The organism is Campylobacter concisus, from assembly GCF_003048555.1.
Taxonomy (GTDB): Bacteria; Campylobacterota; Campylobacteria; order Campylobacterales; family Campylobacteraceae; genus Campylobacter_A; species Campylobacter_A concisus_AO.
Genome location: NZ_PIRR01000034.1, coordinates 1 through 18,137 on the forward strand (window position 1 = coordinate 1; position 18,137 = coordinate 18,137).

General features: G+C 37.1%; 14 protein-coding genes and 6 tRNA genes. All 20 read right to left on the reverse strand.

Annotated elements, in window-relative coordinates; all coding sequences use genetic code 11:
• Window positions 1-277: 277 nt before the first annotated feature.
• Window positions 278-354, reverse strand: a tRNA-Arg gene (locus tag CVS92_RS06865).
• A 76-nt stretch (window positions 355-430) separates the two neighbouring features.
• Window positions 431-2,509 carry an elongation factor G gene (fusA, locus tag CVS92_RS06870; protein WP_107788972.1) on the reverse strand — a complete coding sequence of 693 codons (2,079 nt, stop codon included), beginning with the start codon at window positions 2,507-2,509 and terminating at the stop codon, window positions 431-433.
• 12 nt (window positions 2,510-2,521) lie between these two features.
• Window positions 2,522-2,992, reverse strand: a complete 471-nt coding sequence (gene rpsG / locus CVS92_RS06875; RefSeq protein WP_021090980.1) for a 30S ribosomal protein S7 — start codon at window positions 2,990-2,992, stop codon at window positions 2,522-2,524.
• Between the two features lie 78 nt (window positions 2,993-3,070).
• Entirely contained in the window at window positions 3,071-3,469 is a 399-nt protein-coding gene (gene rpsL / locus CVS92_RS06880; RefSeq protein WP_021090705.1) for a 30S ribosomal protein S12, read from the reverse strand.
• Between the two features lie 131 nt (window positions 3,470-3,600).
• Window positions 3,601-3,990, reverse strand: a complete 390-nt coding sequence (locus tag CVS92_RS06885) for a DoxX family protein (RefSeq protein ID WP_103604834.1) — start codon at window positions 3,988-3,990, stop codon at window positions 3,601-3,603.
• Window positions 3,991-4,111: 121 nt separating this feature from the next.
• Window positions 4,112-8,626 (reverse strand): DNA-directed RNA polymerase subunit beta', encoded by a 4,515-nt coding sequence (gene rpoC / locus CVS92_RS06890; RefSeq protein WP_021091033.1) that lies wholly within the window; start codon window positions 8,624-8,626, stop codon window positions 4,112-4,114.
• Window positions 8,613-12,758, reverse strand: a complete 4,146-nt coding sequence (gene rpoB, locus CVS92_RS06895; RefSeq protein ID WP_107686545.1) for a DNA-directed RNA polymerase subunit beta — start codon at window positions 12,756-12,758, stop codon at window positions 8,613-8,615. The genes rpoC and rpoB overlap by 14 nt, the downstream gene beginning before the upstream one ends.
• A 119-nt stretch (window positions 12,759-12,877) precedes the next feature.
• Window positions 12,878-13,258 carry a 50S ribosomal protein L7/L12 gene (rplL, locus tag CVS92_RS06900; protein ID WP_107788973.1) on the reverse strand — a complete coding sequence of 127 codons (381 nt, stop codon included), beginning with the start codon at window positions 13,256-13,258 and terminating at the stop codon, window positions 12,878-12,880.
• Window positions 13,259-13,286: 28 nt separating this feature from the next.
• Complete coding sequence (gene rplJ / locus CVS92_RS06905; RefSeq protein WP_107788974.1) at window positions 13,287-13,772, reverse strand: 50S ribosomal protein L10; 486 nt, start codon at window positions 13,770-13,772, stop codon at window positions 13,287-13,289.
• A 105-nt stretch (window positions 13,773-13,877) separates the two neighbouring features.
• Window positions 13,878-14,579 carry a 50S ribosomal protein L1 gene (gene rplA, locus CVS92_RS06910; RefSeq protein ID WP_087576838.1) on the reverse strand — a complete coding sequence of 234 codons (702 nt, stop codon included), beginning with the start codon at window positions 14,577-14,579 and terminating at the stop codon, window positions 13,878-13,880.
• A 59-nt stretch (window positions 14,580-14,638) separates the two neighbouring features.
• Window positions 14,639-15,064, reverse strand: a complete 426-nt coding sequence (gene rplK, locus CVS92_RS06915) for a 50S ribosomal protein L11 (RefSeq protein ID WP_084040690.1) — start codon at window positions 15,062-15,064, stop codon at window positions 14,639-14,641.
• A 10-nt stretch (window positions 15,065-15,074) separates the two neighbouring features.
• The gene (gene nusG, locus CVS92_RS06920) at window positions 15,075-15,605 is read right to left on the reverse strand and encodes a transcription termination/antitermination protein NusG (protein ID WP_054196403.1); all 531 of its coding nucleotides are present in this window, start codon (window positions 15,603-15,605) and stop codon (window positions 15,075-15,077) included.
• A 14-nt stretch (window positions 15,606-15,619) separates the two neighbouring features.
• Entirely contained in the window at window positions 15,620-15,799 is a 180-nt protein-coding gene (gene secE, locus CVS92_RS06925; protein ID WP_072594862.1) for a preprotein translocase subunit SecE, read from the reverse strand.
• Between the two features lie 17 nt (window positions 15,800-15,816).
• Window positions 15,817-15,892 (reverse strand) — tRNA-Trp (locus tag CVS92_RS06930).
• A gap of 13 nt (window positions 15,893-15,905) precedes the next feature.
• Window positions 15,906-16,064, reverse strand: a complete 159-nt coding sequence (gene rpmG, locus CVS92_RS06935) for a 50S ribosomal protein L33 (protein ID WP_035167196.1) — start codon at window positions 16,062-16,064, stop codon at window positions 15,906-15,908.
• A gap of 57 nt (window positions 16,065-16,121) precedes the next feature.
• Entirely contained in the window at window positions 16,122-17,321 is a 1,200-nt protein-coding gene (gene tuf / locus CVS92_RS06940; RefSeq protein ID WP_021090663.1) for an elongation factor Tu, read from the reverse strand.
• 74 nt (window positions 17,322-17,395) lie between these two features.
• Window positions 17,396-17,470 (reverse strand) — tRNA-Thr (locus CVS92_RS06945).
• A 126-nt stretch (window positions 17,471-17,596) separates the two neighbouring features.
• Window positions 17,597-17,673: transfer RNA gene (locus CVS92_RS06950), tRNA-Gly, on the reverse strand.
• Between the two features lie 7 nt (window positions 17,674-17,680).
• Window positions 17,681-17,765, reverse strand: a tRNA-Tyr gene (locus CVS92_RS06955).
• Window positions 17,766-17,818: 53 nt separating this feature from the next.
• A tRNA-Thr gene (locus tag CVS92_RS06960) sits at window positions 17,819-17,894 on the reverse strand.
• Window positions 17,895-18,137: the final 243 nt, after the last annotated feature.

Here is an 18,137-nt window from a genome sequence, read left to right on the forward strand (position 1 = left end):
TCTTGGTTCTCTTTTGTTTTGGTGAAACGACGACAGCCGGTAGTGCTCCAGGGTCGGTCGTCGGCAGCGTCAGATGTGTATAAGATGCAGCTCTTATTTGCATATCACTTGTAATCTTTTTTATAAAGTCCATTCTTTGCATTTTTTCTTTTACTCTATTATACTGATCAACATAAGAGCATTTTTATAAATTGCTATATCTTATTATACGTTTTAGTATATTTTAAAAACACTTGTTTGAGCACTTTGTATTTTACAAAAATGATTACATTATGGATGGTGTCCCCAACAGGGTTCGAACCTGTGGCCTTAGAATTAGGAATTCTACGCTCTATCCAGCTGAGCTATGAGGACAATTCATATTTTTGTAGATAGATTTTATAAGAATTTAATTTTTAAAGGACAGATTGCTCTGTCCTTCTTTAGCTAATTAGCCATTTCTCTTTTTAATGATCTCATCACTTACGTTTTTAGGAACTTCTTCGTAGTGATCAAATTCCATTGAATAAGTTGCGCGGCCTTGAGTCATTGAGCGAAGATCTGTTGAATAGCCAAACATTTGAGCTAATGGACAATAAGCTGCAATGATCTTCACACCATTTCTATCATCCATTGAATTTACTTGGCCACGGCGTTTGTTAAGGTCGCCTATAACATCACCCATATACTCTTCTGGAGTTTCAACTTCAACCTTCATCATAGGCTCAAGAATAACAGCACCTGCCTTTCTAGCACCTTCCTTGAATCCCATTGAAGCAGCAAGTTTAAATGCCATTTCAGATGAGTCAACTTCATGGTAGCTACCATCAAAAAGGGTAACTTTAACATCTTCGACTGGATAACCAGCAAGAACACCGCTTTGAAGTGCCTCTTTGCAACCTTTTTCAACAGCTGGAATATATTCTTTTGGAACAACACCACCTTTGATGTCATTTACAAACTCAAATCCACTAGCAGCTGGAAGCGGCTCAATACGTAAAAATACGTGACCGTATTGACCACGACCGCCTGATTGTTTAGCATACTTATATTCTTGTTCGACTGTCTTACGAATGGTTTCGCGATAAGCAACTTGTGGTTGTCCAACTTCAGCATCTACTTTAAATTCACGAAGCATACGATCAACTATGATCTCCAAGTGAAGCTCACCCATACCGCTAATAATAGTTTGACCACTCTCTTCGTCTGTACTAACTCTAAAACTTGGATCTTCTTGAGCTAGTTTTTGAAGTGCTATTGCCATTTTTTCCTGGTCTGCCTTTGTTTTTGGTTCAACCGCAACACTAATGACTGGCTCAGGGAAGTCCATTCTCTCAAGGATAACTTTATCTTTTTCGCTAGCTAGAGTATCACCTGTTAGTGTATTTTTTAGACCAACAACAGCGCCGATCTCACCAGCAAAAAGCTCAGTAATCTCTTCACGTTTATTTGAGTGCATTTTTAGCAAGCGACCGATTCTCTCTTTACTATCTTGAACGGTATTATAAGCATAGCTACCACTTTCTAAGCTTCCTCTATAAACACGAATAAATGTTAGCTGTCCGACAAATGGGTCAGTCATGATCTTAAATGCAAGAGCTGCAAATTCACCATTATCAGTACTTTCAACAGTTACTTCGGTACCATCTTCATATACACCCTTAATAGCTTCAATTTCATCTGGAGCTGGCAAGTAGTCAACAACAGCATCAAGTAGAGGTTGAATTCCTTTGTTTTTAAACGCAGTTCCGCAAAGCATAGGCGTGATAGTCATTCTTAAGCAGCCTGCTTTTATGCCTTTTTTAATTTCTTCTTCACTTAGCTCTTCACCTGCAAAGAATTTCTCCATCAAGCTATCATCTGTCTCAGAAACAGCTTCGATTAGTTTTGCGCGGTATTCTTCTGCTTTATCTTTAAATTCAGCTGGAATTTCTTCTTCAACATAGTCAGTTGGCTTTTTCTCATCATTCCAAACGTAAGCTTTCATTCTTACAAGGTCAACCACACCTCTAAAGTTATCCTCAGCACCTATAGGAATTTGAATAGGAATTGGGTTTGCTTTTAGTCTTTCCCTAATCTGCTCTTCAACTCTAAAGAAATTTGCGCCGATTCTATCCATTTTATTAACAAAAACGATTCTTGGTACGTGATATTTATTTGCTTGTCTCCAAACGGTTTCTGATTGTGGTTGAACACCACCAACAGAACAAAATACTGAAACAGCACCATCAAGAACACGCATAGAACGCTCAACTTCGATAGTAAAGTCAACGTGTCCCGGAGTGTCTATTAGGTTTATTTGATAACCCTTCCAAAATGCCGTAGTTGCAGCTGAAGTAATAGTAATACCACGCTCTTTTTCTTGTTCCATCCAGTCCATGGTAGCAGCACCATCATGAACCTCACCTATTTTATGGCTCATGCCAGTAAAGAATAAAATTCTCTCACTAGTAGTTGTCTTTCCAGCATCAATGTGAGCCGCAATACCGATATTTCTTACCTTATGTAAAGGCGTTTTTCTCTCTGCCATATTAATTCTTTCTTACCAGCGGTAGTGAGCAAATGCTTTATTAGCTTCTGCCATCTTGTAAGTATCTTCCTTCTTCTTGAAAGATGCACCTTTTGAGTTTGCCGCATCTAAGAGCTCATTCGCTAGTTTATCTATCATAGTTCTTTCGCTTCTTTTTCTAGCGTAAGTTATAAGCCAGCGGATAGCAAGAGCTTGTTGGCGAGCTGGGCGAACCTCAACTGGTACTTGATAAGTAGCACCACCAACACGGCGTGATTTAACTTCTAAAATAGGTTTTACATTTTCGATAGCGTCGTTAAAAACGTCGATGCCTTTAACCTCAGCATTTTTCTTTTCGATAGCTTTAATAGCACCATACATTATCTCAGTAGCGACGCTTTTTTTGCCATCATACATAAGAGAATTAATAAATTTAGTGATTATTTTATTTCCGTAAATCGGATCAGGTAAAACTTCCCTTACAGGAGCTTTTCTTCTTCTCATTTTGATCTTTCCTTCAAATTTTTATGAAATTTTACTCAAACGTTTGCAAATTTTAGCAACGTCTGCGAACCTAAATTTTTACTTTTTTGTTGCAGCTGCAGCGCCAGCTTTAGGGCGTTTTGCACCATATTTAGAACGAGAAACTGTTCTTTTTGCAACACCAGCAGTATCAAGTGCACCACGAACGATGTGGTATTTAACACCTGGTAAGTCTTTAACCCTACCGCCGCGAACTAAAACGATACTGTGTTCTTGTAGGTTGTGACCTTCACCACCGATATAGCTGATGACTTCAAAACCGCTTGTTAGCCTGACTTTGGCAACTTTCCTCAAAGCTGAGTTTGGTTTTTTAGGAGTTGTAGTATAAACCCTAGTGCAAACTCCTCTTCTTTGAGGGCACTCTTTTAACGCTGGAGATTTTGACTTAACAGTCACTTTCTTGCGTTCTTTTCTGACCAATTGATTTATGGTTGGCACAATAATTCCTTTCAACTAAATTTATTAAAAAGACCTAATTTTATTTAAAATAAACTTAAATAACGGTTAATAAGTTAGACTTACTCATCTAATTCTTGATTTTATAAAAACTCCGCTGTCTTTATTTTGTATTAATCTTGTTTGACAGCATATTTGCCACCACCTGTCAAAAGAATACAAAGCGAAATAGCAATATAAAGGTAAATAAGCTCTGATTTAAAGCCATTGACCTCATTTAATGCAAATAAATTTGCAAATCCATAGTAGGAGTATAAAATAGTAATACTGGTACCTAAAACTAGGATAGCACCTATCCTTGAATAAAAACCAATAATTAACATGATAGGCGCTAAGACCTCTCCAAGATAAGAAAAATATGCCAAAAATCCAGGTAAACCAGCATTTACTAATATACCTTTTACCTCACTAAGTCCATGTAAAATTTTACCAAAACCATGCATAAAAAGGCAGATACCAAGTCCTAAACGTATAAATAAAAGTCCAAGATCAACGTTTTTCATAAATTCTCCATGATGTGATTTCAAAGATAAGGATTTTATTAGGTGATAGTTAATAGCTTGTAAATTTTTATTGATTTAATTTTATAAAGAGGTTAAGCCCCAAAATAAGGGGCTTAAAGGACTAGTTTTCTTTGATTTTTACTTTTTTATCTTTATAAAAACCAGTTCCAACTGGGATCATACGTCCGAGGATAACGTTCTCTTTTAGATCTTCAAGATAGTCAAATTTAGCAGCAATCGATGCTTCTGTTAAGACCTTAGTTGTCTCTTGGAACGATGCAGCAGAGATCACACTATCACTTCCGATAGCTGCTCTTGTAACGCCTAATAAGATTGGCTCAGCAATAGCTGGCTCACCACCCATGTTCATGATACGTTCGTTCTCTTCTTTAAATTTATTTCTTGAGACCATATCACCAACGATGAAATTTGTATTTCCACTATCAACGATTTTGACTTGGCGAAGCATTTGAGAGACAATGATCTCGATATGTTTATCAGCGATCGCAACACCTTGGCGACGATAAACTTGTTGAATCTCGCTAATCAAATAGTAGTGAAGTGCTTTTTCGCCAAGAATTCTTAAAATATCGTGGCTTGAGATTAGCCCATCAGTTAGTTTCTCGCCAGCATGGACAAATTCACCGTCTCTTACTTGTATCTGACGACTTTTCTCGATCAGATACTCAGCAGTTGTGCCATCTTCAGCTTGGATGATTATGCGCTCTTTTGAGCGAAGTGGCTTATCAAATCTAACCACACCATCAATCTCTGCAACGATAGCTGTATTTTTAGGGCGTCTTGCTTCAAATAGCTCACTAACTCTTGGAAGACCACCAGTGATATCTTTTGACTTAGCGACAGCTTTTGGAGTCTTAGCCAAAATATCAGCTTGAGCTACTTCATCACCACTTGAGACAAAGATCGCAGTTTTTGGATCAAGCGGATACTTAATTAAATTTCCTTTTTTAGTAGCGATAATAATCGCAGGTTTTACACCACTTGGCAAATACTCATTGATAACAAGACGTCTTTGTCCAGTCGCTTCATCAGCTTGCTCAGTCGCACTATATCCTGGCTCAATATCCTCAAAGCTAACCACACCAGCTTCTTCAGCAATAGTTGGAGTTGAGTATGGATCCCACTCGGCAATAATCAACTTGTCATCTTTTTCAGGTAATGAAACTACAGTAGCTCTCTCAACTGCATCATTATCAGAAACTTGAATGATAGAATTTCTTGGGATATAATGGCGAACCGCCTCACGTCCATCTTTATCAGAAACAACTACAAAGAAACCTTTTTCAGTTACTTTGTGACCTTTTTTGATATCTTTAACCCTATCAAGATAATCACCTTTTAATATGAAAAATTTAACCACACCATTTGCGTCAGCTAAAATTTTACGAGTTACTGGATCTCCGTCTGAAATTTTAAGTTCACTAGCATATGGGATACGATTTGGGATATTCCAACCCTCTTTTATGATCTCAACGATACTTTCATTCTCTTTTACTTTATCGCCACTTACATAAGGTATATACATCTTTCCTTCGATCTTTCCGCTAACACCAGCTAATTCGTTTGGCTTAGCAAGATCATTTCTTCTAATTGTATATTTAACCTCTTCTTTTTTACCTTTTATCACGATATTTACATCTTCGTGGGCATATTCGATCTCTATTTTACCGTCAATCGTTGATTTAATCTTTGGCTCAACAAGTAGCACAGCCGCGCTTCTTCTATTTGCAACGATCTTCTTATCGCCATTATCATAAGTATTAAGGTTATAATATCTGATGAATCCCTCTTTTTGGGCGATTACTTGACGATCTTGTTGCTCAGTAGAAGCCGTACCACCGATGTGGAATGTTCTTAGCGTTAGCTGTGTACCTGGCTCACCGATAGATTGAGCTGAAATGATACCAACTGCTTCACCTGGTTTTACAAGTTTGCCCTCACCCAAGTTTAAGCCGTAGCATTTTGCGCAAACGCCTTTTGGTGCCTTGCACGTGATAGGCGTTCTAATGCTCACTGATTTTATACCAGCCTCAGTTATAGCTCTAGCTTTTTCTTCATCAAGTAGCGTACCTTCGCTAAATAAAATTTCATTTGTTATAGGATCGATCACATCATCTGCTAAAACACGGCCTAATACTCTTTCTTCAAGGCTTTCTATTAGCTCGCCACTCTCTGTAATATCTGTAATTTCAACACCCTCGTGCGTACCGCAGTCATGCATTGTGACTTTAACATTTTGAGCAACATCGATTAGTTTTCTTGTTAAATAACCGGCGTTGGCTGTTTTTAGAGCGGTATCTGCAAGTCCTTTTCTAGCTCCGTGGGTAGAGTTAAAGTACTCCATTATGTTTAGACCTTCACGGAAGTTTGAAATGATCGGTGTTTCAATAATTGAGCCATCAGGTTTTGCCATAAGACCACGCATACCAGCTAGCTGGCGAATTTGTGCTGCACTACCTCTCGCACCTGAGTCTGCCATCATATAAATCGAGTTAAATCCGCCCTTATCATTTTGGATAAGCTTCATCATCTCGCTTGCAACGCTGTTGTTTGTATCTGTCCAGATATCAATGATCTTGTTGTATCTCTCACTATCTGTTAAAAGACCAGCGCCGTATTGCTTTTGAATTTCTCGAACTTTTTTCTTAGCTTCGTCAATATATTTTTGCTTGCTATCAGGTACGATGATATCAGCAATAGAGATAGAAATTCCCGCTTTTGTCGCATATCTAAAGCCTAAATTTTTAAGCTTATCAAGGAAGTCAGCCGTTACTTCAAGACCACCATTTCTATAAACATAATCAACTAAATTTGCAATATCTTTTTTCTTCATAATCTTATTCCACATATTTTCAGGAACAAAATCAGGAAGTATCGCTCTTAGAATCAAGCGACCAGCTGTTGTGAAGATGATCTTGTTATCAACCATTGTCTTAATTTTAGCGTGAAGACCAAGAGTATTAGCCTCTTCAGCGATCATTACTTCATCAACGCTTGAGAAAATTTTATTTGCGCCTTTTTCGTCATTTCTCTCTAGGCTTAAATAATAAATTCCTAAAACCATATCTTGTGAAGGAACTGTGATGGCCTTACCGCTTGCAGGAAGCAAGATGTTCATTGAACTAAGCATCAAAATTTTGCACTCAGCGATAGCTTCCTGTGATAGTGGTACGTGAACAGCCATTTGGTCGCCGTCGAAGTCAGCGTTGAACGCCGCACAAACTAGTGGATGAAGCTGGATCGCCTTACCCTCAACAAGCACTGGGTGAAATGCCTGGATAGAAAGCTTGTGAAGTGTTGGAGCACGGTTTAGCATAACTGGATAGTCTTTAACTACCTCTTCTAGGCACTCCCAAACCTCATTTGTCTTATCTTCTATCATCTTTTTAGCTTGCTTAACAGTTGTTGCATAGCCTTTTTCTTCAAGGCGAGCAAGCAAATGTGGTTTAAATAGTTCTAGAGCCATTTTCTTTGGAAGACCGCACTGATCCATCTTTAGCTTTGGACCAACGACGATAACAGAACGTCCAGAGAAGTCAACACGCTTACCTAGCAAATTCTGACGGAAGCGACCTTGCTTACCTTTGATAATCTCGCTTAGTGATTTTAGTGGGCGCTTATTTGCACCTTTTACTGCATTTGCTCTGCGGCCATTATCAAATAGCGCATCAACAGCTTCTTGAAGCATTCTCTTTTCATTTCTGATAATGATCTCAGGTGCATCAAGCTCAAGTAGACGTTTTAGACGGCTATTTCTGTTTATTACGCGGCGATATAGGTCATTTACGTCTGAAACAGCAAATTTACCACCATCAAGGCTGACTAGCGGTCTAAGATCAGGTGGAAGAACTGGTAAATTTGTTATCATCATCCACTCTGGGCGGTTACCTGAATTTAAAAAACTCTCGATAACTTTTAGGCGTTTTACGATAGTCTTTTTCTTAGCCTCAGAATTTGTAGACTCCATCTCTTCTTTTAGTTGATTTAAAATTTCCATCAAATCAAGCTCAGCTAACATGTCATAGATGACCTCGCCACCCATTCTAGCCGTAAAACCAGTCTCTTCATATCTTGAAGCTAGGCTTTGATATTGTTCTTCATTTAAAACGTCGTATTTTTCAACTTTTTTAGAATTTTCATTGTCGTAATAAGCCTCACCAGCATTATCAACAATGTATGCCTCATAGTAAAGTACGCGCTCAAGGTCTTTCATCTTAATACCAAGAAGTGCACCAATACGGCTTGGTAAGAAATTTACATACCAGATGTGAGCCACTGGAGTTACAAGCTCGATGTGACCCATACGAGAGCGGCGAACCTTAGATGTCGTTACTTCAACACCACATTTTTCGCACTTGATGCCTTTATAACGCATCTTTTTATATTTGCCGCAAAGGCACTCGTAGTCACGGATCGGTCCAAAAATTTTGGCACAAAATAAGCCGTCACGCTCAGGTTTTAGCGTGCGGTAGTTGATAGTTTCTGGTTTTTTAACCTCACCATAACTCCAAGATTTTATCTTCTCAGGACTTGCTAAACGAAGTTGAAAAGCTTCAAAATCACGAGGTCTATGCTCTTCTTTTATCTCAACTGGTTTTAAATTAGTTAGTTTCATTTGTCTCATCCTCATCATATACTTCTACATCAAGAGCTAGTGATTTTAGCTCGTTTGTTAGAACAAAGAACGTCTCAGGGATACCAGTCTCAGGAACGTTTTCACCTCTTGTTAAAGCTTTGTAAGCAGAAAGTCTTCCCTCAACATCGTCTGATTTTACAGTTAGCATCTCTCTTAGTGTATGAGCGGCACCATAAGCCTCAAGTGCCCAAACCTCCATCTCTCCAAACCTTTGACCACCAAATAGCGCCTTACCGCCGACAGGTTGCTGCGTAACAAGACTGTATGGTCCAGTACTTCTTGCGTGAACTTTCTCATCAACCAAGTGGTGAAGTTTTAGCATATACATACAACCAACATTAACGCGTTCTCTTATCTTTGAGCCTGTGCGTCCATCGTATAGTTCAGTTTTGCCGTCACTATCTATCTTTGCCATCTCAAATAGTTTTGCAAATTCATCAGCCTTAACGCCTTCAAAAATTGGAGTTGCAAATCTTACGCCATTACTCCAATCTTTTGCATATTCAAGAAGCTTCTCGTCACTCATCTTGCCAAGAGCTTTTTTAGCATCCATTAGCTTAGCAACACCTGCTATTTCTATCATCTTAGCTCTTAGTTCTTTTATCCACTCGCCTTTTTTGGTTTCAAAAATTTCATTGATCTGCTCGCCTAAGCGGTAGCCAACAAGACCAAGGTGGCTCTCTAAAATTTGACCGATGTTCATACGGCTTGGAACACCAAGTGGATTTAGCACGATGTCTACGATCTGACCACTTGGAAGATAAGGCATATCTACTTCTCTAACTATATTTGAAACGATACCTTTGTTTCCGTGACGTCCAGCCATTTTATCGCCAACTTTTAGTTTGCGTTTTGTAGCTATATAAACTTTTACAAGTTTAACAACACCGCTTGGTAAAATGTCATCTTTTTCTAAAATTTCTATCTTAGCATCGTGCTCTTCTTTGAGCTTTTTCTTCTCATTTTGGAAGTAATTTTTTAGCTCATCATATTTCTTTTGGATATCTTTTGAAAAGCTTTTAACGATAGCATTTAGAGTAAATCTATTTATATTTTCAAGATCAGCCTTATTGATCTTTGAGCCTTTCTTATACTCTTTTTTATTTACCTCTTGATCACTTGCTAGTGGATTTTTAGAAAGAAGTGCTGTAACTTTTAGCATCTCTTCGCGGTCTAGCATAAGTAGTCTATCATGATGTTCTTTTTCTAAAAGAGTCTTCTCCTCTTCGTAAGCTTTATTTGTTCTGCTATCTTTTTCATAACCTTTTTTGGTGAAAATTTTAACATCAACAACCACGCCTTCCATCGAAGCTGAAGCGTAAAGCGATTTATTTACCACGTGGCCAGCCTTTTCACCAAAGATCGCACGTAGTAATCTCTCTTCTGGAGTTGGCTTAACTTCGCCTTTTGGAGATACTTTACCAACAAGGATCATACCAGGCTTGATCTCTGTACCAATTTTGACAATACCACTTTCATCAAGGTGCATGAGCTCCTCTTCTTTGACATTTGGTATATCTTTTGTTATCTCCTCAACCCCGTCTTTTAACTCACGAGCCTCGATCTCTTTTTCATAGATATGGACACTCGTAAAGGCGTCTTCGCGTATCATTTTTTCACTAATAACGATCGCGTCCTCGTAGTTGTAACCATTCCAAGGCATAAATGCTATTAGTGCGTTTTTACCGATAGCTAGCTCGCCTTTTTCCATGCTTGGGCCGTCAGCAATTATTTGGCCAGCAACAATCTCATCACCTTTTTTAACTATCGGATGTTGAGAAAAAGTCGTATTTTGGTTTGTTCTTAAATTTTTCTCCAAAGAGTAATGATCGATATATGGACCAGCTTCGTCTTCGCCTAAAATGAATATATTTTTATTATCAACCTTTTCAACCACACCACTACGTTTTGCTTTTACGCTTTCCCATGCATCTCTTGCGATAACGCTTTCCATACCTGTTCCAACAATAGGAGCAGTTGAGCGAAGTAGTGGTACTGCCTGACGTTGCATGTTTGAACCCATGAGAGCACGGTTAGCATCATCATGCTCTAGGAATGGAATAAGTGAAGCCGCAACACCAGCTATCATACCAGAACAAAGGTCGATCAAAGTAACATCTTCTCTACGGGCAAGCATCATCTCGCCATCTTTTCTAACCTCAATCAAGTCCTCAACGATGTGTCCATTTTCATCAAGCTTGGTTGATGCTGGAGCTATAACATTGCCCTCTTCTTGAGTTGCGGTTAAATAAACTATCTCATCAGTCACTTTGCCATCTATAACTTTTTTGTAAGGTGCTTCAACAAAGCCAAGATCATTCACTTTTGCATAGGTTGAAAGTGTATTGATAAGACCAATATTTTGACCTTCTGGAGTCTCAACTGGACAAATTCTACCGTAATGAGTTGGGTGAACGTCACGCACCTCAAATCCAGCACGCTCTTTTACTAAGCCACCCTCACCAAGTGCAGATAGACGGCGCTTGTGAGTAACTTCACTAAGTGGGTTTGTCTGATCCATAAACTGGCTTAATTGACCGCCTGTGAAAAATTCCATAATTGTTGCTGTGATCATTTTTGGATTAATAAGGTCATATGGCATAATCTCTTCGGTATTATTACTTAAACTTGTAAATTTATCGCGGATAGCCTTTTGCATCTTTACAAAACCAAGGTGAAGCTCGCTAGCGAGTAGCTCACCGATTGACCTTATACGGCGATTACCAAGGTGGTCGCGGTCATCAATGTGACCTTGTCCGTTTTTAACTTTTATAAGATATTTTGCAGTTTTTATGATATCTTCGCTTGTTAGCAAAGTAACGTATTCTGGTACATCAAGAGAGAGCTTATGATTCATTTTCATACGACCAACTTTTGTTAAATCGTATCTCTCAGGGTTAAATAGCATATCATTTACAAAACTCTTTGCAGCCTCTTTAACAACTGGCTCTCCTGGTCTCATGACCTTATAAATTCTAATAGCCGCAAGATCATTTTCATCATCCACACCCTCAGTTTGTTTTAAAACCTTAAGCATATCATTGTCAGCTATAAAAGAATTTATAATCGCATCATCAACACCAGCAGCGGAGTTATTTATAATCTCAATACTTTCATGTTCAGCTAAAATTTTTGCAAGTTTATTCTCGTCAAGAGCAGATAATGTATCATATAAAATTTCTCCACTCTCTGTATTTATTACAGGATTTGCCAAATATCTACCGATAAGTGCTTCAACTGGGTATTCAACAAATTTTACGCCATCTTCAATTAACTTATCAGCTTTTTTCTTAGTAAGACGCTTGCCTGCTTGGTGAAGAATTTCTCCATCTTCGTTTTTTATATCATATTCAACTCTTCCCAAATAATCTTCAGGATTAAAAAGAGTTAAGAATTTGTTATTTTTGATAATTAAATTTTGTATTGGATAAAACAACTTAATAATGTCTTGTTTTTTATATCCAAGCGCCCTAAATAATATAGTTACTGGCACTTTTCTACGTTTATTTATCCTAACATATAAAATATCTTTTGTGTCATATTCGAAATGTAGCCAAGAGCCACGATCAGGTATTATTTGAGCTGTATAAATTAATTTATTTGCAACAGTCGCGCTCTCTTCTTGTTTAAAAATAACACCTGGGCTTCTATGGAGTTGATTTACAACAACACGCTCAACACCATTTATAATAAATGAAATTCTATCAGTCATTAGTGGAATTTCGCGTATAAAAATTTCTTGTTCTTTTATATCTTTAACACCAACTTTATCACCTGTCTTATCATCTTTCTCATGAACGATAAGACGTATTTTCATCTTTAAATTTACAGAGTATGTAAGACCTCTTTCTATACACTCTCTAATTGTATATTTTGGTTTTCCAATTTCTGAGCCAACATATTCTAAAGTCAAACGATTTTGCGGATCATGTATTGGAAAGATTGATTTGAAAACTTTTTCTATACCGCTTTCTGTTTGATTGTTATTTAGATTTAAAAAATTATCAAAGCTCTTTTTTTGTAGTTGTAGTAGGTTCGGAACGTCTATCTCTTTAACGACATTAGAGAAGTCAACTCTAAGACGATTTCCTGAGTATAAGCTATTTAACATTGCATCTACCTCGTGGTAATTTTGAAAGAAAAGTATAGCCTTTTAACAAGGCATCTAAAATTTAAAAAAAGAGAGAGCCTTTGCCCTCTCTTGAAATATTAAGCTCAAATAATAAAAAATTATTTAAGTTCAACCTTAGCGCCAGCTTCTTCAAGCTCTTTTTTAGCTGCCTCAGCCTCATCTTTACTAACACCTTCTTTAAGAACAGATGGTGTTCCCTCAACTGCGTCTTTAGCTTCTTTAAGACCAAGACCAGTAAGCGCTCTAACAACTTTAATAACGTTGATTTTCTTATCACCAGAGTCAACCAAAACAATGTTAAATTCTGTCTTCTCCTCTGCAGCAGCTGCTGCACCACCTGCTACAGCTGCACCACCTGCTACCATTACAGGAGCAGCGCTAACACCAAATTTCTCTTCAAACTCTTTTACAAGTTCACTAAGTTCAAGTACAGAAAGATTAGATATAAACTCTAATACATCTTCTTTAGTAATTGCCATTTTTAATCCTTATTATTTTTAATTTTTATTAAGCTAATTGTTCTTTTTTCTCTTTAAGCGCATTCAAACCTATTGTGAAATTTTGAATTGGCGCATTCCAAACTTGTAAAAGCATCGCAATAAGCTCATCACGGCTAGGCATTTTAGATAGAGCTTTAACTTTATCAACGCTAGCAACTTCGCCATCAATATAAGCTGTTTTTATTTTGAAAAGATCAGCATTAGACTCTTCAAATTTTGCGGCTACTTTAGTTACTGCTAATTGATCTTCGCTCCAAAGATAGATATTTGTATCTTTGAGTTCCATTCCGACTTTATCAGAATTTTTAAGAGCAATATTTGCAAGAGTATTTTTAATAACCTGAACTTTTACATTTTGTTCTTTAGCAGAATTTCTTAAAACTTCAAGTTTCTTTACTGAAAGGCCACGATAGTCACAAACTACAATAGCTTCAGCAGTTTTAAATTCACTCTCTAATTTTGCAACAACTTCAGTTTTTTCGTTACGTGTCACTTTTTCTCCTTTCCGACCGGTAATTTCAAGCAGAGCGGGTCGAATCAATTAAGCCCAATGGCCTCGGCTATCTCCAATCTAAGATATAAATTTTAATTTTTAGTTTTATTTTAAGTCCATAACTTCTTGAGTATCAAGAGCTATAGATGGGCTCATTGTCAAAGACAACGAAGCATTTTTAACATATCTACCCTTTGCGGTTGCAGGCTTATGTTTATTGATCGCTTTAATAAATGTTGAAATATTTTCATTTAATTGTTCTTTAGTAAAATTAACTTTACCAAGACCTGCATGTATATTTCCTTGCTTATCAACACGGAAATTTACTTGACCGCTTTTTGCATTATTAACAGCTTGTGCAACATCCATTGTAACTGTGCCAGTTTTTGGGTTTGGCATTAATCCTTTTGGTCCTAAAATTCTACCGACCTTACCTACAAGACCCATTAAATTTGGAGTAGCTATAAGAACATCAAAATTCATTATGCCTTTTTGAATATCTTCGACCAAATCATCTGCACCAACAATATCAGCACCAGCTGCTTTTGCCTCATCAGCTTTAGTATCTTTTGCAATAACTGCAACTCTTACAGTTTTACCTGTACCAGCTGGTAAAACTACTGAACCACGAACCATTTGATCAGCATGTCTTGGATCAACATTTAATTTTAATGCAATCTCAACTGTTTCATTAAATTTAGCAGAAGCTAGAGTTTTAACTGTATCAATAGCCTCACTAAGGTTATAAATTTTATCTTGCTCTACTTTTTTGAGCAATTCTTGAAATCTCTTACTAGTTTTTCCCATAAATTTCTCCGCATATATATTGCTTCCGTCTTTTGCTAATCAACCTGACGGTAAAGGTTTTAGTCTATTACTTCGACACCCATTGATCGAGCTGAACCAGCAATAATTTTAGCTGCTTGCTCTTTATCATTTGTATTTAAATCAACAAGTTTTTTCTCAACTATTTCTAAAACTTGAGCTTTTGTTAGTTTGCCTACTTTATTTTTTAAAGGATTATCAGTTCCTTTTGTTATACCTGCAGCCTTTTTAATAAGATCTGTAGCAGGAGGCTGTTTTGTGATAAATGTAAAACTTTTATCAGCATAAACAGTTATAACAACTGGAATATTAAACCCAACCATATCTTTTGTTCTCTCATTAAAGGCTTTACAAAATTCCATAATATTAACACCTTTTTGTCCAAGAGCTGGACCAACCGGCGGACTAGGGTTTGCTTTTGTTGCAGCAATTTGTAATTTTATTTCACCTATAACTTTTTTAGCCATTTCTTGCTCCTTAAATTATCTTCTCAACTTGTGAATACAAAATATCAACAGGGGTGCTTCTACCAAAAATAGAAACATTAAGCCTAAGTTTTCCATGTATCATGTCATATTCTTCAACAATACCTGTAAAGTTAGCAAAAGGACCTTCTGTTATACGAACACTCTCACCATCCTCAAAGAATATCTTAGGTTTTGGCGCAGCTCTTTTTTGAACTTTTTCCAAAATAGTATTAATATCTTTTTCAGATAATGGTGTAGGTTTTTTAGCTTCACCAATAAAACGTCCAACTTTTGGTAAAGATTGAATCCTGTGCCAAAGAGCTGTATCAAGGTCTAAGCATGCAAAAGCATAACCTGGATAAAGAGTTCTTTCGTTGATTTTTTGCTTGCCATTTTTTATTTCAATTACGTCTTCTGTAGGAACTATAACTTCTTTTAGCTGATCTTCTATTCCATGATCTTTTACTAAATTTTCAATTCCTCTTTTTACTGCCATTTCGCTTCCAGCGTAAGTCTGTATAGCATACCATTTATGTGACATTACTTTTCCTTATATCATATAACTTTAGATAGAACAAAGGACATAATAACATCGACAAGAGCTAAAAAAAGTGATACAACAGCAACTACGATAAAAACTGCAAAAAAAGCATTTCTAATTTGTTCTTTTGTAGGATAGATAACCTTCATTATTTCCAATTTAGAAAGCTTAATATAATTTATAATTTTCTCCATAATCTTAACCTTAGTCGTGGCAGGGCAAGAGGGATTCGAACCCCCAACCATTGGATTTGGAATCCAGCGCTCTACCGTTGGAGCTATTGCCCTAATAGCTTCTTAATTAACTTTTTAATTTAACTTCTTTATGTATAGTATGTTTTTTTAATCTTGGGCAATACTTTTTAAGCTCAACTTTATCTGTAGTAGTTTTACTATTTTTAGTTGTTGTATAATTTATATCACCACTTTCAGAGCATTTTAAACCAATTTTAATTCTCATATAAGTCCTTTTCAAAATATCAAAGGGAATATTCTCCCTTTGACAAATTTTTATAAATTAACCAAGTATTTTTGAAACAACACCTGAACCAACAGTCCTACCACCTTCACGGATAGCAAAACGAGTGCCTTCCTCAAGTGCTACTGGAGCAATCAATTCAACAGAAATTCTTACATTATCACCTGGCATAACCATCTCTGTTCCTTCTGGAAGCGTAATTGAACCAGTAACATCAGTTGTTCTTACATAGAATTGTGGTCTATAGTTATTAAAGAAAGGAGTATGGCGACCACCTTCTTCTTTTGTCAAGATATAGACTTCGCCTTCAAATTTTGTATGAGGGGTAATTGATTTAGGCTTGCAAAGAACCATACCACGCTCAACATCCTCTTTCTTAGTACCACGGAGAAGAACGCCAACATTATCACCAGCTTCGCCTTGATCCATCTCTTTTCTAAACATTTCAACGCCAGTAACTGTTGTTGTTTGAGTTGGCTTAATACCAACAATCTCAATTGTGTCACCAACTTTTATAACACCTTTTTCGATTCTACCAGTTACAACTGTACCACGACCTGAAATCGAAAAAACATCCTCGATTGGCATAAGAAGATCTTTATCTGTTGCACGAACTGGAGTTGGAATATAGCTATCAACTGCATCCATTAATTCCATAATTTTTGCTGACCATTCGCCATCTTGACCAGCTTTTGCCTCTTCAAGGGCTTTAAGTGCTGAACCAGAAACAATAGGTGTATCATCGCCTGGGAAATTATACTCATTAAGTAATTCGCGGATTTCCATTTCAACCAATTCAAGTAACTCAGCATCATCAACCATATCAGCTTTATTCATGAAAACAACAATGTATGGAACACCAACTTGGCGTGATAATAAAATATGCTCTCTAGTTTGTGGCATTGGGCCATCAGCTGCAGAAACAACCAGAATAGCTCCATCCATTTGCGCAGCACCTGTAATCATGTTTTTTACATAGTCGGCGTGACCAGGGCAGTCAACGTGGGCATAGTGGCGTTTCTCTGTCTCGTACTCAATATGTGAAGTAGCAATTGTAATACCACGTTCTTTTTCTTCTGGAGCATTATCAATATTATCATAATCTTTTAGCTCAGCAAGTCCTTTGCGTGAAAGAACAGCAGATATTGCAGCTGTTAATGTAGTTTTACCATGATCTACGTGACCAATAGTACCTATGTTTACGTGCGGCTTGTTACGTGAAAATTTTTCTTTAGCCATCTTTTCCTCCGTATGTGATATATGTCTTTTTTCTTACCAAATTTGTATAATCATAATAAAATCATATTAACCAGTGGAGCTCATAGCGGGACTTGAACCCGCGACCTCTTCCTTACCAAGGAAGTGCTCTACCTCTGAGCCATATGAGCGAAAAACGCTTGGCAGAGATGATTCCAATTAAATAATACAAACAACTAAAAATTTTGAAAATAAAGTAAGGAATAACTGTGTTTAGTAAAATCTAGATACAGCTCCCAGTTTATTTTCCCAAATTTTGGAGCGGGAAACGGGGCTCGAACCCGCGACCCTCAGCTTGGAAGGCTGATGCTCTAGCCAACTGAGCTACTCCCGCATAACAATGGTGGTGAGACGTGGATTCGAACCACGGAAGACATAGTCAGCAGATTTACAGTCTGCCCTCGTTGGCCGCTTGAGTATCTCACCTTAAACATTAATAAACTATTTTGGTATTTTCTGGTCAAACACTGTTACAAAAATGGAGCTGGTGAACGGACTTGAACCGCCGACCCACTGCTTACAAGGCAGTAGCTCTACCAACTGAGCTACACCAGCACCTGTTTTGTGAAGTGGCAATTATATATCAAAACAAGGTAAAAGTCAAGGGAAATTTAAAAAATTTTCATAAAAATTAAAATCATAAAATACAGCCATTTAAGAATACAAATTTTTATTACATTTAAATCCGTAATGCATCATTAAATATTTATGAAATATGTATAATTTTTATAGTTTTATTTTTTTTAAAAGCTAAAATTCCTATAATTACTAAAAAATATATAAGGACTTAATATGCAA